Origin of the sequence: Streptomyces sp. NPDC058741 (assembly GCF_042746715.1) — a bacterium.
Taxonomy (GTDB): Bacteria; Actinomycetota; Actinomycetes; order Streptomycetales; family Streptomycetaceae; genus Streptomyces.
Genome location: NZ_JBHYQH010000048.1, coordinates 24912 through 48040, shown reverse-complemented (window position 1 = coordinate 48040; position 23129 = coordinate 24912). Strand labels below are relative to the sequence as shown.

At 72.3% G+C, this 23129-nt stretch carries 12 protein-coding genes; 11 read left to right on the top strand and 1 reads right to left on the bottom strand.

From position 1 onward, the window contains the following. Nucleotides 1-80: 80 nt before the first annotated feature. The gene (locus ACFW6P_RS28040) at nucleotides 81-1472 is read right to left on the bottom strand and encodes a DegT/DnrJ/EryC1/StrS family aminotransferase (protein ID WP_386359230.1); all 1392 of its coding nucleotides are present in this window, start codon (nucleotides 1470-1472) and stop codon (nucleotides 81-83) included. A gap of 242 nt (nucleotides 1473-1714) precedes the next feature. Between ACFW6P_RS28040 and ACFW6P_RS28035 the strand changes: the two genes are divergently transcribed. The 11 genes from ACFW6P_RS28035 to ACFW6P_RS27985 all read left to right on the top strand — a co-directional run bounded on the left by ACFW6P_RS28035 (nucleotide 1715) and on the right by ACFW6P_RS27985 (nucleotide 23071). Then, nucleotides 1715-3469 carry a condensation domain-containing protein gene (locus tag ACFW6P_RS28035; RefSeq protein ID WP_386359231.1) on the top strand — a complete coding sequence of 585 codons (1755 nt, stop codon included), beginning with the start codon at nucleotides 1715-1717 and terminating at the stop codon, nucleotides 3467-3469. Between the two features lie 17 nt (nucleotides 3470-3486). Then, nucleotides 3487-11421: an amino acid adenylation domain-containing protein gene (locus tag ACFW6P_RS28030; protein ID WP_386359232.1), complete on the top strand. Its 7935-nt coding sequence runs from the start codon at nucleotides 3487-3489 to the stop codon at nucleotides 11419-11421. A 39-nt stretch (nucleotides 11422-11460) separates the two neighbouring features. After that, complete coding sequence (locus tag ACFW6P_RS28025) at nucleotides 11461-12441, top strand: LuxR family transcriptional regulator (RefSeq protein ID WP_386359233.1); 981 nt, start codon at nucleotides 11461-11463, stop codon at nucleotides 12439-12441. A gap of 114 nt (nucleotides 12442-12555) precedes the next feature. Then, nucleotides 12556-12828, top strand: a complete 273-nt coding sequence (locus tag ACFW6P_RS28020; RefSeq protein WP_386359234.1) for an MbtH family protein — start codon at nucleotides 12556-12558, stop codon at nucleotides 12826-12828. Then, on the top strand, nucleotides 12825-13595 hold the full coding sequence (locus ACFW6P_RS28015) for a thioesterase II family protein (RefSeq protein WP_386359235.1): 771 nt from the start codon (nucleotides 12825-12827) through the stop codon (nucleotides 13593-13595). Before ACFW6P_RS28020 ends, ACFW6P_RS28015 begins: the two co-directional genes overlap by 4 nt. 9 nt (nucleotides 13596-13604) lie before the next feature. Then, complete coding sequence (locus ACFW6P_RS28010; protein WP_386359236.1) at nucleotides 13605-17573, top strand: amino acid adenylation domain-containing protein; 3969 nt, start codon at nucleotides 13605-13607, stop codon at nucleotides 17571-17573. After that, nucleotides 17570-18859, top strand: coding sequence for an MFS transporter (locus ACFW6P_RS28005; RefSeq protein ID WP_386359237.1), 1290 nt, complete (start codon nucleotides 17570-17572; stop codon nucleotides 18857-18859). The genes ACFW6P_RS28010 and ACFW6P_RS28005 overlap by 4 nt, the downstream gene beginning before the upstream one ends. A gap of 138 nt (nucleotides 18860-18997) precedes the next feature. Next, nucleotides 18998-19969 carry an aspartyl/asparaginyl beta-hydroxylase domain-containing protein gene (locus tag ACFW6P_RS28000; protein WP_386359238.1) on the top strand — a complete coding sequence of 324 codons (972 nt, stop codon included), beginning with the start codon at nucleotides 18998-19000 and terminating at the stop codon, nucleotides 19967-19969. A 58-nt stretch (nucleotides 19970-20027) separates the two neighbouring features. Beyond that, nucleotides 20028-20804: a 2OG-Fe dioxygenase family protein gene (locus tag ACFW6P_RS27995; protein ID WP_386359239.1), complete on the top strand. Its 777-nt coding sequence runs from the start codon at nucleotides 20028-20030 to the stop codon at nucleotides 20802-20804. Between the two features lie 411 nt (nucleotides 20805-21215). Then, nucleotides 21216-22802 carry an amino acid adenylation domain-containing protein gene (locus ACFW6P_RS27990; RefSeq protein ID WP_386359240.1) on the top strand — a complete coding sequence of 529 codons (1587 nt, stop codon included), beginning with the start codon at nucleotides 21216-21218 and terminating at the stop codon, nucleotides 22800-22802. Between the two features lie 38 nt (nucleotides 22803-22840). Further along, the gene (locus ACFW6P_RS27985) at nucleotides 22841-23071 is read left to right on the top strand and encodes an acyl carrier protein (protein WP_386425245.1); all 231 of its coding nucleotides are present in this window, start codon (nucleotides 22841-22843) and stop codon (nucleotides 23069-23071) included. The last annotated feature ends 58 nt before the right edge of the window (nucleotides 23072-23129 follow it).

Sequence of the window (23129 nt, the reverse complement as noted above, 5' to 3'; positions counted from 1 at the left end):
CCCCGGCGGCCCCCGGCGCCGCTCCCCGCCCCCCCCCCCGGCGCCTCTTGGGGCCCCGCAGCCAGTCGCAGGGACGCGGGTCATCGGGCGCCGAACGCTCCCGCCCACTCGGTGTCGGCGATCGTCGAAGCGTGCTCCCAGTGCGGCGTGTAGTCCGTCGTCGCGGCCACCGCGGCGAGCGCTTCGCGGTTCAGCCAGACCTTCTCGAACGCGTCGGCGTACCGGTCGAGCAACGGTCCCGACTCCGGGTGCAGATGCGCCTTCTGGATCGTGAAGGAGCCGTCGAGGACCCGCAGGGTCGCCGGGAAGTCGCCGGGACGGTAAGGGCGGTCCACGACGCCGGGCAGCGCCCACGGATAGGCGCCGAACCCGCGCCGCGCGGTGAACACCCGCTGCGCGGGCAGCGGTTGCAGCTGGTAGGGCACGGCGGGCACCCCTTCGGCACGCAGGGCCCGCTGCAGGACGGAGCGCAGCGGGCCGGCCAACTCGTCGGCGAGGCCGAAGGCGGCGGGGTTCACCCGGATGCGCAGGATGTGCCAGGCATGCGTGCGGTCCTCGGGGACCTCGGGTGCCAGGAAGCCGGGATACGCGGCCAGCCGCCCCAGCAGTCGGCCGACGTTCTCCTCGCGGACGGCCATCTCGGCGGGGAGCCGGGTGAGCCGGCTGCGGGTGAAGGCCGCCTGTATCGCGTTCGGCTTGCAGTTCCAGCCCAGCAGATGCGCCACGTAGCTGCGCTCGCCCCGTGCCGGAATCAGTTCACCGAACTGGCGCAGCATGGTCGCCCTCGTCGCCACGTCCGCGTCGTCCGTGGTGATCAGTCCGCCCTCACCGCAGGCGGCGAGATTCTTGCTGACGTTGAGGCTGAAGGTGTTCACCGAGCCGATCGAGCCCACGGAGCGGCCCCGGTACCGGGCGCCGTGCGCCTGCGCGGCGTCCTCCACCACGGTGATCCCGTGCCGGGCGGCGATCTCGGTGATCCGGTCCAGATCGGCGGGCAGGCCGTGCAGATGGACCACGACGATCGCCTTGGTCCTGCTGGTGATCGCCGCCTCCAGCGCCGCGGGGTCCAGGTTGAAGGTGACCGGGTCGATGTCCACGAACACCGGTACGGCCATCAGGTGGAGCGGAGCGGTGGCGCTGCCGATGAAGCTCAGGGCGGGCACGATGACCTCGTCGCCGGGCTCCACGCCGGCGGCGCCCAGCGCGACCGACAGCGCAGCGGTCCCGTTGCTCACCGCCACGCAGTGCTCCGTGCCGACATACCGCGCCCACTCCCGCTCCAGGCCGGTGATCTCCTGCTCTCCCGACGAGGCGGAGGTGAAACGGCCTGACCCCAGGACCCGCTGGACCGCCTGTTCGTCCTGGTCGGTCACCATCGGCCAGGGCCTGATCCCGAGTTCCCGTGGAACGGCCCGGCCACCACCGAACATCGCCAGGTCGACCGCCGACCGCGTCGGTTGCTGGATTGTCACCGCTGAACCTCTTCTCCCTGTGATGCCGTCCGAACGTCGTGCATGCCATCGTCCGCGCGCGCCGTGCAGACCGGCGGCAATCACACCGGCAATTGCGGTGGGCCCGCTCGCGTGCCTCCTTCGAATTGCCGCTCCGACTGCCGCAGGCGGCGAGCGCCGCTGGCTAGCTTCGTTCCTGCTTCCAGACCGGGACCGGAATGAGGGAATGCGTGAACAGCCGTGGAGAAGAGCCGAATCCGCGTGTGGCCGGAAGAACTCCGGTCACCCTGAACGAGCGCGTCCTGTGCCAACTCACCGCGGACCTCCTCGCAGTCGGCGGCGTCGGCATCGACGACGGGTTCGTGGCGCTCGGCGGAGACAGCATCATCGCCATGCAACTCGTCGCCCGGGCACGCAAAGCCGGTCTGCGGATCACCGTCGGCGATGTGCTGACACGGCGGGACATGGAAGCGCTGGCGCAGACGGCCGTTCCCCTGGAACAGGAGCCGGTCCCACCCGTCGCGGACAGCGGCGTGGGACCGGTCGTCACCACCCCGATCATGCACTGGCTCCGTGAACGCGGCGGCGTCGTCGACACCTACAACCAGTTCGCGGTCCTGCGCACGCCCCGAGGACTGACGGAACCCCGTCTGGCGTCGATGGTGCGGGCCCTGCTCGACCACCACGACATCCTGCGCCTGCGGCTGACGGTGCCGGGCGACGGGGCGGACTGGGCGCTGGAGACCCTGCGGGCGGGCGCCGTGGACGTGGCCCCGGCCGTCCGGCGGATCGACGTGGCGGGCCGCCCCGAACAGGACTGGGCCGCACTGGTGCGTCAGGAGTCGGACGCGGCGCGCGACAGGCTGCGCCCCCGCGAGGCCAACGTCCTGCAGGCCGTGTGGTTCGACGCCGGACCGGAGCGCCGGGGCCTGCTCGCCCTCGTCGTTCACCATCTGGCCGTCGACTCGCTCTCCTGGCGCATCCTGGCCGACGATCTCGCGAGCGCCTGGCAGGCGGTCGAACGGGGCGCCCCGATCGCTCTCGATCCGGTGCCGACCTCGTTCCGCCGCTGGTCCCGCCTCCTCGCCGAGCAGGCGCGCACACCGGCCGCCACCGCCGAACTCCCCGGCTGGCTGCACCGGTCGCGTCCCGGCGCCGGCCGCTTCGGCGACCGGGCGAGGGTGCCGGGGCGGGACGTGGAGAGCCGGGAACGGAGCTTCACCCAGACCCTGCCGGCCGAGTTCACGGAGGCGTTGCTGACCACGGTCCCGTCGCTGTACAACGCCGGCGTCAACGACGTGCTCCTCGCCGGCCTCGCGCTGGCGCTGGGCGACTGGCACCGCGCACGCGGCACGGTCGGCGACGGCACCGCGCTGCTGCACCTGGAGGGACACGGCAGGGAGGACGCACTCGCCGAGGTGGACCTCTCCCGGACCGTCGGCTGGTTCACCAGCCTGTTCCCGATCAGGCTCGACCTGGGCGAACCGGACCGGACGGAGGCGCACACCACCGGGGCGGCGGTGGGGAACGCGGTGAAGCGCGTCAAGGAGCAGGTGCGCGGCGTTCCCGGCAAGGGAGTCCGGTACGGCCTCCTGCGCTACCTGAATCCGGAGACGGCCGAGCCGCTGGAGAAGACGGCCCAGCCGGAGTTCGTCTTCAACTACCTGGGCCGGTTCGAGGACTCGAACGACGCCGACTGGTCGGTCGTGGCGGAGTACGGAACCGGTCTGGACGACACGGGATCGGGCATGCCCATGGCCCACAGCATCGAGCTCAACGCGGCCACCGTGGACCGGCCGGACGGCCCGGAGCTGCGGGCCACCTGGACCTGGGCCGACAGCGTCGTGTCCGAGGCGGACACCCGCGAGCTGGCGGACGGGTGGTTCGGGATGCTCCGGGCCCTGGCCGCGCACGCCCGCGAACCCGGAGCGGGCGGGCTGACCCCGTCCGACCTGACCCTGAGCTCGCTCAGCCAGCACGAAATCGAAGAGATCGAATCCGATCTGCGGGCCTTCTGAGGAAGTTGACACTGAAGATGAACCAATCGGCGGTCGAGGACATCCTTCCCCTGTCACCCCTGCAGGAAGGCCTTCTCTTTCACGCGCTGTTCGACCCGGAAAAGCACAGCCCCTACCTCGCGCAATTCGCCGTCGATCTCGACGGGCCGGTGGATTCCGCGCTCCTGAGGGCGTCCGCGGAGACCGTGATACGGCGCCACGCCACCTTGCGGTCCGGATTCCGGTACCGGAAGACGGGCGAACCGATCCGGGTGGTCCGCCGCGACATCCCGCTGGACTGGCGGGAGATCGAGACCGGTCAGGACGACGCACCGGAACGGATCGCCGAACTCACCGAGCAGGACTGGGCCCGGGGCATCGACGTCGGCGGGTCGTCCTTGATCAGGTTCACCCTCGTCCGGCGGACCGACCGCCGCCACCGGCTGCTCGTGACGGCCCACCACCTCCTGCTGGACGGCTGGTCCTTCGCCCTGCTGTTCCAGGAGCTGTTCGCGGTGTACTCCCGGGCGGGCGACACCGCCGGCCTGCCGCCGGTGCGTCCGTACCGGGACTATCTGGCCTGGCTGGCGCGACAGGACCGGGCCGGCGCGGAGCGGCACTGGGCGGAGGCCCTGGAGGGGGTCGCCGAGCCCACGTCCGTCGCGTCCGCCGACTCCCGGAGCGGTCCGCCGCCCGAGGAGGTCGCGGTGCTGCTCCCGTCGGAGACGACGGCGCTGCTGACCGGGTACGCCCGCGGGAACGGCGTGCTGCTCAACACGGTGTGCCAAGGGGTCTGGGCCGTGCTGGTCGGCTCGCTCACCGGACGGGACGACGTGGTGTTCGGCTCGACGGTCAGCGGCCGTCCGGCGGAGCTGACCGGCGCGGACTCGATGATCGGCATGCTCATCAACACCGTTCCGGTACGGGTACGGCTGGACCCGGCGGCCTCGGTGAGCGCGCTGTTCGAGCAGATCCAGGCGGGACGCGCCGCCTCGCTCGACCACGACCACCTCGGCCTGACCGAGATCCAGCGCGTGACCGGGCTCCCCGGCGCGATCTTCGACACCAACGTGGTCTTCGACAACTTCCCGATGCACGACTACCAGGTCGACTCGCCCGACGGTGCACTGGAGGTGGGCGTCACCTTCCGGGACAGCGCGCACTATCCGCTGACCCTCGCCGTCGAACCGGGCGAGCGGCTGGCGCTGCGCCTGCACTACCGCCCGGACCTGTTCACCGCCGAACGGGCGGCCGAGCTCGCCGACCGGCTGGTGCTGCTCCTCGAACAGGTGGCGGAGAACCCCGACCGACCACTGGGCACGCTGACCATGCTGTCGCCCGAGCAGCGCGACCGGGTCGTCCGCACATGGAACGACACCGCCGTCGAGCTGCCCGAGACGACGCTCGCCGAGCTGTGGGCGGAGCAGGTCCGGCGCACACCGGAGGCGACGGCCCTGGTGGCGTCCGACGAGCGGCTGAGCTACGCCGAGCTGGACCGGCGCGTGGAACTGCTGGCGGCACAGCTCGCCCACCGGGGCGCGGGCCCCGACCGGGTCGTGGCCGTCGCGCTGCCCCGCTCGGTCGAACTGGTGGTCGCGATCCTCGCGGTCGTCAGAGCGGGCGCGGCCTACCTTCCGGTGGATCTGGACCACCCCGCCGGGCGGATCGCCGCGATGGTCGAGGACGCCGGGCCGATCCTCGTCCTGACCGACTCCGAGAACGCCGGAGCCCTCCCCGGCCCCACGCCGAAGCTGTTGCTCGACGAACCGGTCGCCCCGGTCTCCGCCCGGCCGGAGCAACCGCTCCCGGCGCACTCCGCCTACGTCATCTTCACCTCCGGGTCGACCGGGCGGCCCAAGGGGGTCGTGGTCCCGCACGCCGCCGTCGTCAACCGTCTGCTGTGGATGCAGTCCGAGTACCGGCTCACCGCCGCCGACCGGGTCCTGCAGAAGACCCCGGCCGGCTTCGACGTGTCGGTGTGGGAGTTCTTCTGGCCGCTGATCTCCGGGGCGGCCCTGGTGCTGGCGAAGCCCGGCGGACACCGCGACGCCGCCTACCTCGCCGAGCTGATCCAGCGCGAGTCGGTGACCGTCACGCACTTCGTGCCCTCGATGCTCCAGGCGTTCCTCCGGGAGCCCGCCGCGGCCCGCTGCACGGGCCTGCGCCGGATCATCTCCAGCGGTGAGGCCTTGACCGCGGAGACCCGGCGCGAGCTGTTCGACACACTCGGCTCCTGCGAACTGCACAACCTCTACGGACCGACCGAGGCCGCCGTCGACGTGACCTTCCGGCAGTGCCGCCGTAGCGACGAGGAAAGTACGGTGCCTATCGGCCGTCCGCTGGCCAATGTGGCGGCGTACGTGCTGGACGCCGGGCTGCGGCCGGTGCCGCCGGGTGTGGTGGGCGAGCTGTACCTGGGCGGGGTCCAGCTCGCTCGGGGCTACACCGGGCGTCCCGCCCTGACCGCCGAGAGGTTCGTGGCCTGCCCGTTCTCGGCGGGGGAGCGCATGTACCGGACGGGCGACCTGGCCCGGTGGACCGCGGACGGGGAACTGGAGTACGTCGGCCGCGCGGACGCGCAGGTGAAGATCCGCGGCTTCCGGGTGGAACCCGGCGAGATCGAGGCGGTGCTGGCCGGCCACCCCGCGGTGGCGCAGGCGGCGGTCGTGCTCAGGGAGGACCGGCCGGGCGACCAGCGCCTGGTGGCGTACGCGGTGCCCCGGGAGCCCGGCCTCACGGACCGGGAACTGCGCCGGTTCGCCTCGCGGAGCCTGCCCGACTACATGGTCCCCGCCGCCGTGGTCCTGGTCGAGGCCATGCCGACCACGATGAACGGGAAGCTCGACCGGGCGGCGCTGCCGGAGCCGGACCGGGCCCCGCACGCCGTGCGGGAGCCGAGGAGCCCGCGTGAGGAGATCCTGTGCGAACTCTTCGCGGAAGTCCTCGGGCTGCCCCGTGTGGGGATCGACGACCACTTCTTCGACCTGGGCGGGCACTCCCTCCTGGCGCTGCGGCTGCTCTCCCGCATCCGGTCCGTCCTGGGGGAGGGGTTCGAGATCCGGGACCTGTTCGCCGAACCCACGGTGGCGGGACTGGCCCGGCTGACCGGAGCCGCGCGCCCCGCGCTGACCGCCCGGACCGGGGAGGAGCCCGTACCGCTGTCGTACGCCCAGCGCCGTCTGTGGTTCCTGAACCGGATGGAGCGCGGCGAGGGCACGTACAACGTGCCCGTCGCGGTCCGTCTCACCGGGACCCTGGACCGGGACGCCCTGGCGGAGGCGCTTGCCGACCTGGCGCGGCGGCACGAGAGCCTGCGCACGGTCTTCCCCGAGGAAGGCGGTGAGCCGCACCCGGTCACCCTGGACACCGTTCCCGGGGTCGAGGCCGTCGAGGTGGCGCCGCCCGACCTCGCCGACGCCATGGCGGAGCGGGTGCGCCACCGGTTCGACCTCACCGGGGACGCCCCCGTCCGGGTCACCCTCTTCACCACCGCCCCACAGGAGCACGTGCTGCTGCTGGTCGTCCAGCACATCGCGGCCGACGGCTGGTCCCTGCGGCCGCTGTTGAGGGACCTCGGCCTGGCGTACACCGCCCGACGCGCCGGGAGCGCACCGGAGTGGCCGCCGCAGCCCGTGCGCTACGCCGACTACACCCTGTGGCAGCGGGAGCTGCTCGGCGACGCCGAGGACGCCGACAGCCGGATGGCGCGGCAGATGGCCTACTGGCAGGCACGGTTGGCCGATCTGCCGGCGGAGCTGACTCTGCCGGCCGACCGGCCGCGCCCGGCGGTGGCGGCCCAGTCCGGCGGGACCGTGGCGGTCCACTGGGAGCCGGAGCTGCACCGCAGGCTGCTCGATCTCGCCAGGTCCGCCGGCTGCACGCTGTTCATGGTGCTGCAGGCGGGGTTCGCGGCGCTGCTGACCCGGATGGGCGCGGGCACCGACATCCCGCTCGGCACCCCGGTGGCCGGCCGCTCGGACAGCGCGCTCGACGACCTGGTCGGGTTCTTCGTGAACACGCTGGTGCTGCGCACCGACACCGCCGGCGATCCCGGCTTCGCCGAACTGCTGCGACGCGTCCGGGACACCGACCTGGACGCCTTCGCCCACCAGGACGTCCCCTTCGAGCGGATCGTCGAAGTCCTGCGGCCCGAGCGGTCGCTGTCCCAGAACCCCCTGTTCCAGGTCATGATCCAGATCCAGCCCGCGGACACCGCCGCCCCGGACTTCGCCGGGCTCAAGGCCGAACGGGCACCGGTCGGCTGGGACGTCGCCAAGTTCGACCTCAGTCTTGAACTGGTGGACGAGCGCGACGACCGGGGTGCGCCGGCCGGACTGACCGGCTATCTGGAGTTCGCCGAGGAACTGTTCGACCGGACCACCGCCGAACAGCTGGTGACGCGTCTGCGACGGCTGCTGGAACAGGTGCTCGCCGACCCGGAACGACCGATCGGCACCGTCGACGTCCTCTCGGACGGCGAGCGCCGGCGCTTCCTCGACGCGCGTCCGGCACCCGTGCCCGCGCCGCGACCGGTCTTCCTGCCCGACGCGTTCCGGGAGCAGGCCGCCCGCACACCCGACGCGAGGGCGCTGGTCTTCGAGGACACCGAGCTGAGCTACGCCGAGCTGGACGCCCGCGCCACCCGGCTCGCCCGCCGCCTCGTGCGCCGGGGAGCCGGCCCGGACCGCGTGGTGGCGGTGGCCCTGCCCAGGTCCGCGGACCTGGTGGTCGCGCTCCTGGCGGTGCTGAAGGCGGGCGCCGCGTTCCTGTTCGTCGACATGGCGTACCCGGCTCGGCGGATCGCCCACCTGCTGGAGGACTCCGCCGCCGCCCTCGTCGTCACCGACGGAGAATCCGCCGGGTCGCTGCCCGTGAGCGAACCGGTTCTCGTCGTCGACCCCGCCCCCGACGACGCGTCGCCGGTGGACCCTGAGGTCGCGCTCGCCCCGCACCACCCGGCGTACGTCGTGTACACCTCGGGGTCGACCGGCGTGCCCAAGGGGGTGATGGTGACGCACGGCGGGCTGGCCAACCTGCTGGCCTTCTACCGCGGTGAGGTCATCGCCACCGCCGAGCGGACCCGGGGCCGGCGCTGCCGGATGGCGCTGACCGCCTCCCTCTCCTTCGACACCTCGGTCGTCGGCCTGCTGTGGCAGGCCGTCGGCCACGAACTCCACCTGATCGGCGACGACACCCGCCGCGACCCCGCCGCCATGGCCCGCTACATGGAGCGGTGCGGCATCGACGCCCTCGACGTGATGCCCAGCTACGCCGAGGAGCTGGTCGAGCAGGGCATGCTCGACCCGGCCGGAACGCCGCCGGCGGTGCTGATGACCGGTGCGGAAACGGTGGGCGAGAAGCTGTGGACGCGGATCCGGGAGACCGAGGGGATCACCGTCTACAACATCTACGGGCAGACCGAGACCACGGTCGACTCCCTCTTCTGGTCCTCCGAGGACAGCGACCGCCCCCTCGTCGGCCGTCCGATCCCCGGAGTGGACGTCTTCGTCCTCGACCAGGACCTGCGTCCCGTCCCGCCGAAGGTGATCGGCGAACTGTACGTCGCGGGAGCCCAGTTGGCCCGGGGCTATGTGAACCGCCCCGGCCTGACCGCGGAGCGGTTCACGGCGAACCCGTTCAGGGCGGGACAGCGCATGTACCGCACCGGCGACCTGGTGCGGTGGACCGACGGCGGCGCGCTGGAGTTCCTCGGGCGCGCCGACGACCAGGTGAAGATCCGGGGTTTCCGTGTCGAACTCGGCGAGGTCGAGGCGGCACTGGCCCGCCACGAGGGCGTCGCGCACGCGGTGGCGGTCCTGCGCGAGGACCGGCCGGGCGACAGCCGGCTCGTCGGATACGTGCTCGCCCGGAACACGGAGCTCGACGTGCGAGGGCTGCGCGAGACCGTCCGGCAGAGCCTGCCGGACTACATGGTGCCCGCCGCGATCGTGGTGATCGACGAACTGCCGCTGACGCCCAACGGAAAACTCGACAGTGCCGCGCTGCCCCGACCCGTCCACCCCACCGACGCCCGGCGCGCACCGCGCAACCTCCGCGAGGAGCTTCTGTGCGGGCTGTTCGCGAGCGTGCTCGGCCGTGACACCGTGGGCATCGACGACAGCTTCTTCGATCTCGGCGGCCACTCCCTGCTGGCCGTGCGGCTGAGCAGCAGGGCACGCTCCGTACTGGGCGTGGAACTGCCCGCCCGACTGCTGTTCAGCACGCCGACCGTGGCCGGGCTGGCGGACAGCCTCGGCGACGTGCTTACCGGCAGACCGCCGCTCCGCGCGGGGCTGCGCCCGGACGTGTTGCCGCTGTCCTACGCCCAGCAGCGGCTCTGGTTCCTGAACCAGTGGGAGGAGACCGGCACCAGCTACAACCTCCCCCTCGCCCTGCGCCTGACCGGCCCGCTGGACCCCGACGCCCTCGAACGGGCGTGGTCCGATGTCACGGACCGGCACGAGAGCCTGCGGACGGTCTTCGCCGACCGTGACGGCCGGCCGGTGCAGTCGGTGTGGGCGAAGGGAGAGGTCCGGCCGGACCTGGTCCACCGGGATGTGCCCGAGGCCGAAGCGGAGGCGGCGATCCGCGCGGCCGCGGACCATCCCTTCGACCTGGCCGCACAGCCTCCCGCGATCGCCCGCCTGTTCACGACGGGCCGGGAGGACCACGTCCTGCTGCTGGTGTTCCACCACATCGTCTGCGACGGCTGGTCACTCGGACCGCTCCTGCGCGACCTCTCCACCGCCTACGCCGCCCGCGTACGGGGCGACGCCCCGCAGTGGGACGAACTGCCGGTGCAGTACGCCGACTACGCGCTGTGGCAGCGGGAACTGCTGGGCTCCGAGGAGGACGACGGCAGCCTGCTGTCCCGTCAGTTGCGGCACTGGCGACACCAGCTGGACGGACTCCCGGTGGAACTGGCCCTGCCGGCGGACCGGCCCCGGCCCGCGGACGGCGACCACGCGGGGGGATCGGCGGACGTGGAGTGGGGTCCCGAACTCCACCGGAGCCTGCTCGCGGTCGCCAAGGAGCACGGCTGCACGTTGTTCATGGTGCTCCAGGCCGGATTCGCCGCCCTGCTCAGCAGGCTGGGCGCGGGCACGGACATCCCGATCGGCACCACAGTCGCCGGCCGGACGGACGACGCGGTCGACGACGTCGTCGGATTCTTCGTCAACACGGTGGTCCTGCGGACCGACGTCTCGGCGGAGCCCACCTTCGCGGAGCTGCTGCGTCGCGTCCGGTCCACCGACCTCGCGGCCTACGAGCACCAGGACCTTCCGTTCGAGCGGCTCGTCGAAGAGGTCAACCCACCGCGCACGCTCGGCCGCCACCCGCTCTTCCAGGTCATGGTCCAGCTCCAGCACGCCGTCGCCGGACCGCGGTTCCCCGGCCTGCGGGCGGCCGAGCACCACGTCCCGTCGGACACCGCGAAGTTCGACCTGGTCCTCGATGTGGAGGAGCGGCTCGACCGGGACGGAGCACCGGCCGGACTGACCGGGGCCCTGACGTACGCCACGGCGCTGTTCGACGCCTCGACGGGTGAAAGGCTCGCCGAAGGCCTGCGCCGGGTGCTGACGCAGGCGGCCCGGCACCCGGAACGGCCGGTCGCCGACCTCGACGTACCCCCCGTCCGGGACCTGCGGTCCGACGACGCCGCCGGGGACCCGGCTCCGGGGCCCGGCGCGGCCCCGGCCGCCGCTGCCCCGCGCACGGCGAACGAGCAGCTGCTCACCGAGCTGTTCGCCCAGGTGCTCGGCCGCGAGTCGGTCGGCCTCGACGACAACTTCTTCGCCCTGGGCGGCCATTCGCTGCTGGCTGTCCGGCTGATCTCCCGGGTGCGTTCGGCCCTCGGGCTGGAGCTGCCGGTCCGCGAACTCTTCCGGGCCCCGACCGCCGCCGGGGTCGCCGCGTACCTGGCGAAGGCCCGGCCCGCCCGGCCGGCGCTGCGGCCCGCCGATTCCCGCTGACCGTGGGGCGTTCACCGACACACCTGGGAGACGGACCTGATGCTCAGCACGTTCGGACTGGACCTGATGGAGGAAGCGGTGTACCGGGAGCTGAGCGCATCGCCGCCGCCGGCCGCCGAGCAGATCGCCGACCGGCTGGCCGCTGCCCCGGACCTGGTCCGCGGCTGCCTCGACCGGCTGCTCGAACTCGGCCTGGTCCGGCCCTCCTTCGAGGAACCCGGCGGATTCGCGGCCGTCGACCCGCTCGTGAGCCTGCAGGAGTCGCTGGCCGGCCAGCACGAGGAACTGATGCGGCGGCAGCGGCGCGTCGCCGAGACCCACGCCGAGGTCGTCCGGCTGCTGATGTCCGACGCCTCCGGTCGGCCTGGCAGGGCCGAGCAGGTCGAGCGGCTCCTGGGGGCGGACGAGGTGCAGCGCCGGGTCGACCGGCTGGCGGGAGAGGCCGTCGGTGAGGTGCTGGCGTTCGTGCCCGGCGGCGCGCGGTCGGCACCGGAACTCGCGGCGGCGCGTCGCAACGACGCGGCGCTGCTGAGCCGCTCTGTGTCGATCCGGGCCGTCGGCACGGAGACCGACGCCTACGACGCGGCGACCCTCGCGCACGTGCGGTGGCTGACCGGCAACGGCGGCGGGTTCCGGGGCTGCGGGACGCCACTGTCGTGGATGATCGTCTTCGACGGATCGGTCGCGCTCGTGCCCCTCGATCCGCGCGACACGGCGGCCGGCGCCCTCCAGCTCACCGACCCCGGCCTCGTCGCCCCGCTGGTCCTCCTGTTCGAACAGACCTGGTCGTCGGCCACCCCGCTGGACGCCGGGCTGCCGCCGGCAAACGACGCCCCGAACGGCAAGGAGCGGGCGCTGCTCAGGCTGGTCGCCGAGGGGTGCACCGACGCGGCCGCCGCGGGACAGCTGCACGTCTCGCAACGGACCGCGCGACGCATGATGGCGCTCCTCATGGAGCGCCTCGGCGCCCGCAGCCGCTTCGAGGCCGGAGTCAAGGCCGCCCGGCGCGGCTGGATCTGACCACCGGCGGGCGCGCTGCGCACCCGTATCCGACACCCCTCCACCCCGGCCCGGCCGATCTCCCGGGGCCCGGCCCGAACCGCCCTGACCTGACCACCCCGAAAGGACACTTCCGTGAACAACCCGTTCGACGACGAAGACGGCTCCTACCTCGTCCTGGCCAACGCGGAGCGACAGCACTCCCTGTGGCCCGCGGCCATCGACGTACCCGCCGGCTGGTCCGCCGTCTTCGGACCGGACACGCGGACCGCGTGCCTGGCGTATGTCGAGGAGAACTGGACGGACATGCGGCCGGCCGGTCTGGCCGCCGCGATGGACCAGGGCCGGAAGCCGACCGCGGACGAGGCCGCCGGCGGCGCGCCGACGGCCGCCGGGGCGTCGCGGTGAGCGCCCCCCACGACACCAGGCTGGTGACCCTGCACCGGACGCCGCGCGCCCGGCGGACCCTGGTCGGCCTGAGCTTCTTCGGCGGTGGCACGGCCGCGTACCAGCCCTGGACCGCCCACATGCCCCCGGAGACGGACCTCGTCGTGGTCTGCTACCCCGGCCGGGAGGGGCGGTTCGCCGAGGATTTCGCCCGCGACTGGGACGAACTGGCCACCGACGTCACACGATCACTGCGCGAGGCCGATCTCGGCCCGTACGTCCTCTTCGGGCACAGCATGAGCGGCTGGATGGCCTTCGACGTGGCCGCCCGGCTCGACGGCGACGAGGCGGTGCGGCCCCGGGCGCTGGCACTGTCCTCCTGCAACGCCCCGGACCGCGGCCTGACCGCCGGCGAACTCCTGCCCACGCCCCAGGACCCGGACGAGCGGCTGCTGGAGTGGCTGGAGACCCACGGCCTGCTGCCCCGGCACGTGCGGGAGCACGCGGGCCTGACCGAGGTGGCGCTGGAACTCGTACGGGCCGATGTCGGCGTCCGCAACACGTTCGTCTACGGCGGAGCCGAGGTCAGCGTGCCGCTTCAGGTGTTCTTCGGCGCCGACGATCCGCTGATCAGAACCGACGCGGCCGCTCGATGGAGCGCCCTGACCTCCGGCGCGTACGGGTACGACGTGCTCGGCGGCGGCCACTTCTACACCCCGGAGATCTGGCGGTCCCTCCCGAGCAAGATCGCTTCGACCGTTCTCGCCCCAACCGGCACCGCTTTCTGAGGAGTTTCCGTGGCCCCCGTGTCCTACGCCCAGCGAAGGCTGTGGTTCCTGAACCGCGTGAACGGCGGTTCGGGGGTCTACAACTGCCCGCTCGTCGTCCGGATGAGAGGCGACCTGGACCGCGCCGCCCTGGCGGCGGCACTCGTCGACCTGGCGGACCGGCACGAAGTGCTGCGCACGGTGTACCCCGCCGTCGAGGGCGAACCCGAGCAGCGCCTGTCCGTCCGCCCGCCGGAGCTGGAGGTGGTCGCGTGCCCGGAGGACGGGCTCACCGCCCTGCTGTCCGCCGCCGTCGACCGCGGCTTCGACCTCACGGCCGATCTCCCGCTCCGGGCGACCCTGTTCGCACCGGCGCCGCGGGAGCACGTGCTGGCGCTGGTGCTCCACCACATCGCCTGCGACGAGGGGTCCTGGCAACCCCTGCTCACCGACCTGGCCACGGCGTACCGTGCCAGGGCCGCGGGCGGGACACCCCCGTGGCCGCCGATCGCGGTGAACTACCGGGACTACGCCGTATGGCAGCGTGACCTGCTGGGGGAGGAGGACGACCCGGAGAGCCTGCTCACGGCACAGCTGTCCTTCTGGCGGGAGCGGCTGGCCGGGCTGCCCGCCGAGCTGGACCTGCCGTTCGACCGGTCGCGCCCCGCGGTCGCCGACCACCGCGGCGACTGCGTACCGCTGAAGCTCGACGGCGATCTGCACCGGAGCCTGCTCGCGGTCGCCGCCGACCACGGGTGCACCACCTTCATGGTGCTCCAGGCCGGGCTCGCGGTGCTGCTCTCCCGGCTGGGGGCAGGTACGGACATTCCCCTCGGCACCGCGGTGGCGGGGCGTCTGGACGACGCGCTGGAAGGGGTGGTCGGCTTCTTCGTGAACACGCTGGTCCTGCGCAGCGACGTGTCCGGTGATCCGACCTTCGGCGAGCTGCTGCACCGGGTGCGGGACGCCGATGTCACCGCCCTGGACCACCAGGACGTACCGTTCGAGCGGCTGGTCGAGGACCTGAACCCGGAACGGTCACTCGCACGCCATCCACTCTTCCAGGTCATGCTCACCCTGTCCGCGGGTGAGGCGGAGACGCTCTCGTTGCCGGGTCTGACCTGCACCGAGGAGCCGTTGGACTGGGAGGTCGCCAAGTTCGACCTGTCCTTCGACTTCAGGGAGCACCGCACGCCGGACGGGGAGGCGGCCGGCATCGAGGGTTCCCTCGAGTACGCGACCGCCCTGTTCGACCGGGCCACGGTCGACCACATCGCCGACGCCCTGCCCCGGCTGATGCGGCAACTCGTCTCGGCCCCGCGACGCCCCGTCGGCGACGCCGACCCGCTCTCCGCCGAGCACCGGCACCAATCCCTCGTCGCGTGGAACGACACCACCCTGACCGTCCCGCGGGCCACCGTGCCGGAACTGTTCGAGGCGCAGGCCGCGCGAACACCGCGAGCGACCGCGGTGGTGTGCGGGAGCACCAGGCTCACGTTCGCCGAACTCAACGACCGCGCCAACGCGCTCGCCCTCCGGCTGCGCGATCGGGGGGCCGGGGTCGAGCGGCTGGTCGCACTCGCGCTGCCCCGGTCGGCCGAGTCCGTCGTCGCGATGCTGGCGGTCCTCAAGACGGGTGCGGCCTACCTCCACGTCGACCTCGAATACCCCCGGGACCGCATCGGGCACATGCTGCACGACGCCGCACCGGTTGTCGTCGTCACGGACACCGCGACCGCGGCGGCGCACGGGTTCGGCGGGCTGCCCGCGGTGTTCGCCGACCGGATCGGGACCCCGTCCGGCCCGGTGGCCGACCTGGGGTGCCCGGTGCTGCCGGACAGCGCCGCGTACGTCATCTACACCTCCGGGTCCACCGGGCGGCCCAAGGGCGTGGTGACGCCGCACTCGGCCCTGAGCAATCTGTACGCCTTCCACCGCGCGGGCCTGATCGCGAGCACCGAGGCCGCCGCGGGCCGGCGGCTGAGGTCGGCCGTCACCGCCTCGCTCTCGTTCGACACCTCCTGGGAGGCGCTGTTCTGGATGCTGGCGGGGCATGAACTCCATGTCGTCCGCGACGACGTCCGGCGCGACGCCGTCGCGCTGACCGCCTACGTCAGGGCCGAGCAGGTCGACGTCCTCGACGTCACCCCCACCTACGCGGAGCACCTGCTCGACGAGGGCCTGCTGTCCGGGCCCCGGGCGCCGCTGGTGCTGCTGCTCGGTGGGGAGGCCGCCGGGCAGTCGCTGTGGACGCGTGTCCGGGAGGCCTCCGGTACGACCTGCCACAACCTCTACGGTCCCACGGAGTGCACCCTGGACGCGCTGTGGTGGGACGTCGCAGACAGCCCGCACCCGCTGATCGGCAGGCCGATCGGCAACACCCGGGTCTTCGTGCTCGACGAGCGGCTGCGACCCGTCGCGCCGGGTGTGCCGGGTGAGCTGTACGTGACCGGCCCCGGTGTGGCCCGCGGCTACCTGAACCGCCCGGCCGCGACCGCCGAACGGTTCGTGGCGTGCCCCTTCGCGGCGGAGGGCGAGACGGGCAGCCGCATGTACCGCACCGGTGACCTGGTCCGCTGGGACCGCCGGGGCAGGCTGGACTATCTGGGCCGCGTCGACGACCAGGTCAAGGTGAGGGGCTTCCGGATCGAGCCCGGCGAGGTGGAGGCCGCGCTGGCCGGCTGCCCCGGGGTGGTGCAGGCCGCCGTGGCCGTGCGCGAGGACGCGGGGGGCGGCAAGCGGCTCGTGGGCTACGTACAGACGGCCGCGGACCACGGGTTCGACCGGCGCGACCTGCGCAACCGGCTGGCCTCGGTCCTGCCCGACCACATGATCCCGTCGTTCCTCCAGCCGGTGGACCGGCTGCCGATGACGCCCAACGGGAAGCTCGACCGGGACGCGCTGCCGCCCCCGGACTTCGCGCACCGTCCTGCCTCGCGCGGCCCGCGCGGACCCTACGAGGAGGTGCTCTGCGAGCTGTTCGCCCAGATCCTCGGGCTCCGCCGGGTCGGAGCCGAGGAGAACTTCTTCGAACTGGGCGGGCACTCCCTGCTGGCCGTTCGGCTGCTCTCCCGGGTACGGGCGGTGCTCGGCGGCCGGCTCACCCTCGTGGACCTGTTCCAGGCGCCCACCGCCGCCGACCTGGCGGACCGGCTGGGCGCGGGCGCGCGGCACGACCCGCTGGCACCCCTGATCCCCCTGCGGACGGGAGGCGACCGGCCCGCACTGTTCTGCCTGCACCCGGCCGCCGGGATCAGCTGGGGCTACGCGGGCCTGCTCGGCCACGTCGACGGCGGCTATCCGGTCTACGGCCTCCAGTCCAGGGGCCTCACCGACGCCGATGCATGCGGTGGAACCTGGCACGGGACGGTCGAGGAGCACGTGGAGCAGATCCGGTCCGTCCAGCCCCAGGGTCCCTACCGGCTGATCGGCTGGTCCTTCGGCGCGGTGCTCGCCCACCTCGTGGCCACCCGCCTCCAGGCCGACGGGGACGAGGTCGACCTGCTCGTACTGCTGGACGGCTACCCGCCCGACTCGGTGCCCGGCCACCGCCCGCTGGAGGACGGCAGCGCGGAGGCGTTCGCCGAACTCCTCGAATCCCTGGGACACGACCTTCCCGCACACGGCGTGGAACCGCTCGGCTTCGACGCCTACGAGCGGACGGTCCGCGGGCCCGGCAGCACGCTCGAATGGCTGACGCGTGCGGAAGCCGCCGCGCTGGCGCGGGTGTTCGTGGACAACGACCGGATCTACCGGGAGCTCCGGCCCCGGACGTACCGGGGGGACATGGTGTTCGTGTCCGCCACCCGGGGGAGGCCGGCGGACGCCCCCGCACCGGAATCTTGGCGCGACCACCTGACCGGAAACCTCGAGGTGCACCCCATCGACTGCGCCCACGGCGAGATCGCCCAGGCGGAGCCGATGGCGCGGATCGGCGCGGTCCTCGCTCGCAAGCTCGCCCTGCTGGACGCCCCCCGGCCCGCGGCGGTGGAGCGGTGAGCGGCAAGGCCGGACAGGGCACGGTGCGAGGGCGCGATTTCCGGCTGTTCTGGTTCGGGGAGACCGTGAGCCTGCTCGGCAACGGGATCGCCGTGGTGGCGCTGCCGTTCGTCGCCGTCCTCACCCTGCACGCGGGTACCTTGGTCGTCGGACTGCTGACATCCGTCGCCTATCTGCCCTGGCTGCTGCTCGGACTGCCCGCGGGGGCCTGGGTGGACCGCCTGCCCCGCCGTCCGGTGATGCTGGTCTCGGACGCCGTCTCCTTCCTGGCCTTCGTCAGTGTTCCGATCGCCGCCTGGGCGGACGTACTCACGATTCCGCATCTGCTCGCGGCCGCCTTCGTCTGCGGCTGCGCCAGCGTCTTCTTCACCACCGCGCAACGCGCCTATCTGCCGACACTGCTCTCCGACGCGGAACTGTTGGCCGGCAACGCGCGGTTGCAGGGCAGCGAGTCGACCGCCGAGGTCATCGGCCCCGGCCTGGCCGGAATGCTGGTCCAGGCTTTCGGGGCGGTCGCCGGACTGCTGGCCAACGCACTGAGTTTCCTGGTGTCCTGGGTCAGCCTGCGGGCGGTCCGGATCGCCGAGCCGCCGCCTTCGCCGCCCCCGGAGATCCGGCGGCGCCGCTTGCGCACGGAAGTCCGCGACGGCCTGGCATTCCTTTTCCGGGACCGCATCCTGCGCACCCTCGCGGTATTCAGCGCGGTGTCCAATATCGCGTTGACCGGAATGAGTTCGATCGAAGTGGCGTTCCTGGTGCGGACGGTCGGGGCCGGCGAGGCCGTGGTCGGCGCGGTGCTGACCCTGTGCGGCCTCGGCGGCTTCCTCGGCGTGCTGGTTTCCCACCAGGCGTCCCGGAGGTACGGCAGCGCGCGCGCCGTGCTGGTCTGCCTCGGCGCTGCCGCCCCCTTCACTCTGCTCTTCCCGCTCACCGGTCCGGGGGCCGGCCTCGCGTTCTTCGTGGTCGGCGGTGTCGGTGTCGGCGCGGGAGTGGTCGCGGCGAACGTCATCACCGACACCTTCCGCCAGCGGTACTGCCCGCCCGACCTGATCGGGCGCATCAGCGCCAGCGCGGCCGTGATCAGCTTCGGCGCCATCGCGGTGGGAGGACTGCTCGGCGGCATACTCGGCGAGTTGTCGGGTGTCCGGCAAACCATGTGGATGATGACCGGCCTGTACATACTGGCAACGGCCGTTCTGCTGTGCAGCCCGATACGGAAACTGCGCGAATTCCCCGAATCGGATCGCCCCCTTCTCGCGGCCTATACCGAAAAGGCTGTGCCCTAAAGCGTCCTGGCCGCTCCTGGCCATCCGCAGACGCTTTTTCCGACGCGTTGGAGAAGTAGCATCTCCCTGGCAAGGGAAAGCGAAGAAAAGCTCATCCAAGCTCATCCAAGCGAGGAATCCATGCAAGAGATAAGCTCCTTGAAAAACCTTCCGGCCACGGTGATGCTACGGGACGACCTCGATATCGACCGGCTGGACGCGGATCTCGCGGCGCTCAGCGGATCCGAATTCTGGGCCCTGCAGCGGTCCTTCGAGGACGGTGCCGTCGGAGAGGAATCCGATGTGGACTGGAAGGTCCTCCCGTTGCGGGCACCGGGCGGAGACCTCCAGCGGACCGACCCCGGCGGCCCGGGACGCGACGGGTTCGCCGACACGCCCCTGATGGCGAAGGCGCCCTACCTCAGCCGGATCCTGTCCGAACTCGGCACCGAACTGCGCAGCGTCCGCCTGATGGCCCTGGCCCCCGGTGCGTCCGTCCAGGAGCACTCCGACACCCCGCTCGGGCTGCCCTACGGCTACGTACGGCTGCACATCCCGCTGGTCACCAACCCCGGAGCGGTCATGGTGCTGGACGGGGTCGAGCAGCGCTGGCAGCCCGGCACGCTCTGGTACGCCGACTTCGAGCGGCCGCATGCCCTGCGGAACGCCGGCGACCGCACCCGAATCCACCTGGTCGCGGACTGCGCCACCAACGACAGGCTGCTCGCCCTGTTCCCGGACAGCTTCCGAGCGGACCTGCCCACCAGCGACATCGCCTACTACCGCCCCGTACTCCCGCTCACCTCGCGTGAACTCGCCGAGTTCGGCTGCCGCTTCGCGGTCCCGTTCTCCTTCATGGAGTGGGGGGAGCCCGTGGTCGACGACCAGGAGAGCGACCTCGCCGCCGAAGTGGGCGCCGAGGACGGCGGGCTGGTCCTGCGTGTCGAAGGACGCCCGCCCGTGGAGCTGCTGCACCTGGGCGCCGGCGAGTTCCGGCTGCTCGGCTGGAGCGAGGAACGCCTGCTCCGCCTCGACCTCTTCGACGACGACCCGCGCGTGGAGCTCTCCACCCGGCGCGGACGCCGCCGCCGGGTGGTCCGCCGCCCGGCGCTCCGGCCCGCCGTGGTCTGACGGTCCGACCCGGCAGCCGCCACCACCCGCCCATCACGACCACCTCTTGGGGACAGCCATGCAGACACTGACCGAGACACCCGCCCTCGTGGAGCACGGATACGCCCGCTGGGACCTCGCCGAGGAGTTCCGGATAACCGAGACCGACGCGTCCTACCGGAGCCTGCGCGCCGAGTTCGCCGACCTGCCACCGGACCCCTACGCGACGGAGGAAGGGCGCAACCGCCGCTACGCCCGTGGAATCTTCCTGCCCTGGTCGCAGGAGTTCAGCTGGATTCCGGACACGCACCTCGGCGAGGGCGGCTGGATGAACGGCTACTGGCAGGCCGACCACAACCCCGACTACGTGGGCGTGCTCCGCAAGCTGCCCGCCATGAGCGAGACGGCCCGGGACAACCCGATCATCCACCAGATCCTGTCCTTCGACTTCGCCCAGACGCGCTGGTCACGGAGCGACGCGGCCTTCCCGCTGCACGTCGGGGTGCATCTGATCAAGCTGGCGGTGGACGACTCCGTGAGCGAGGCCATCTCCTCGCCGAACGAGCTCCATCAGGACGGCGAGCCGTTCGTCTTCGCGCACCTGGTCTATCGCACCAACGTGGTCGGCGGCTCGAACGTGATCGCCCCGCCGAAGTACCGGGGCAAGCTGCCCGAGGACGTCCCCGAGGGCGAGACGCTGGCCGCGTTCGAGCTGACCAAGCCGCTGGAGTCCTACGGCGTCACCGACGAGAAGGTCAGCCACTACGTGTCCCCGATCCGGCGCGGGGACGGCCCGGAGACGGGCGAGCGTGCGGTGGTCCTGGTCGACTTCACCCCGATGCGGCAGCACATCTGAGACCGCTCAGGGGGTGTCGTGCCGATCAAGCCGGGCTCGCGGGGCCTGGCACCGCACCCCCGCCGCGTTGTCGTCGGTCTGCCCGGCTCCTTCCCCCAAGCCCTCCACTCCGTTCGAGCAGGGGAGACCCCATCCGACCCTTGCCTCCGCCCTGCGATGCACGGCACCGAACCCGCTCCCAGATCCGGCCCGACCGACAAGACGCCCTCTGGCGGCCGGAGCACGTCGAGCCCGACCCGGACCGACCCGGGCGACGGAGCGTGCGCGAGGCTGCGGCGGCCGAACGACACCGCTCACGAACCGGCCTGACGCTCCGTCGCGCGAGGCGGGTTCCCGCACCGGCGCCCCGGGAGCGCCCCTCCTCGCGTGCAGCTCCGCTTCACCGAACACCTCCTACATCGGAGTCAGTTGATGATCCTTCAGGGAAAACGGGTGGCCCTCCCGCCCTCGCCCGTCGTCCACCGCCGCTTCGAGGAGCACGTAAGGGACACGCCCGACGCCGTCGCCGTCGTGTTCTCCGGCCGACAGGTGACGTACGCCGAACTCGACGTGCTCGCCAACCGGTTCGCGCACCTGCTCATGGCGCGCGGCCACAGCCGGGGCGCGAAGGTCGGCGTCTGCCTCGACTACTCGATCGACATGATCGTCGCCATCCTCGGCACGCTGAAGGCCGGCGCGGCCTATGTACCCCTCGACCCCGCCTATCCCGCGGCCCGCCTGCGGCTGCTGCTCGCGCAGGTGCCGGGCCTCGCCCTGATCGCGGCCTCCTCGACGACGGCCGCGATGGTGGAGTCCGGGGGCGTCGAGGTCATCGACCTCGAACAACTCGCAGACCACCTCGCGACCCTCCCGGCGACCGTCCCCGAGGTCCACGTCACCGGCGACGATCTCTGCTACGCGGTGTTCACCTCCGGCTCGACCGGCACGCCCAAACTGACCGCGGTACGCCACGAGGGCTGGTTCAACCTGATGAACTGGCTCCAGTCGGAGTACGGACTGCACCGCGGTTCCCACCACCTGGTCGTCTCCGCCTTCGGCTTCGACCTGTCCCAGCGGGCCCTGATGACACCGCTGTTCTGCGGTGCCACCCAGCACCTGATGGCCAGCCGCAACTTCGACGCCATGCTGGCCCACCGCATGCTCACCCAGTACGACATCCGCGTCGTGCACTGCGCCTCCAGCACCCTGTACCTGCTGGTCGACTGGGAGAGCGCGCGCGGCGGCGACGCCCTCGCCCGGCTCGACTGCATCCTGTTCGGCGGGGAGGCGCTGAAGAGCGAGCGCCTCGCCCACTTCACGCGCCGCCCGGACACCACCTGCACCTTGCTGCACCAGTACGGCGTCGCCGAGTGCACAGACGTCGCCACCTCCTACGACCTGTCCCGCTACCGGCCCGGCGAGCACGACATCGCCCCGGTCGGCCGGCCCGCCCACAACACCGCCATCCACGTCCTGGACGCCGACCTGCGCGGCGTCCGGGCGGGGGAGTACGGCGAGATCTGCATCTCCGGGACCGGCGTCGGCGCCGGCTACCTCGGGGCGGACGGCCCCGAGAACGCCAGGTTCACCACCGTCGACCTGGACGGGACGCCGGTGCGCCTGTACCGCACGGGGGACCGCGGCCGGATCGACGGCAGCGGTGAACTCGTCGTCGCCGGGCGGATGGACGCCCAGGTCAAGGTGCGGGGCATGCGGATCGACCCCACCGACGTCGAACGGGCTCTGGGCAGGCTGGCCGGCGTCCGCGAGGCGGCCGTGGTGGCCGTCCGCGACGCGGGGGGCGAGGCCGAGCTGCACGCCTTCGTCGTCCCCTCGGGACAGGACCTCGCCGAGGACGACCTGCGCACCCGTCTGCTGTGGACCCTGCCGCGGACCATGCTGCCGTCCCGGTTCACGAACATTCTGCGCATTCCGCTGAGCTCGCACGGAAAAGTGGACCGCGCCGCCCTGGCGGACCTCTGCCGCGCGCGGAGCGCCGACACCGGCTCCGCGGCATGAACAGGCCCCTGGCCGTGAGAACGAACGAAAGGAATGCGATGACCGCCGACCGCGTCCGCGCCATCTGGCGCCGTGAACTCCGGCGCGACGACATCACGTGGGACGACGATTTCTTCGCGCTGGGCGGCGATTCCCTGATCATGGTCAGGATTCAGGGCGCGTTCATCGAGGAACTGGGCGCCGAGGTCCCCATGGACCGGCTCTTCCTCCATCCGACCGTGGGGTCGATCGCCGCCTACATCGACTCCCGGGCCGCCCTCGCCCCGTAACACCGCAGCGGACGACGGGGCAGAGGCCCTGCCCGAACAGGACCTCTGCCCGAACAGG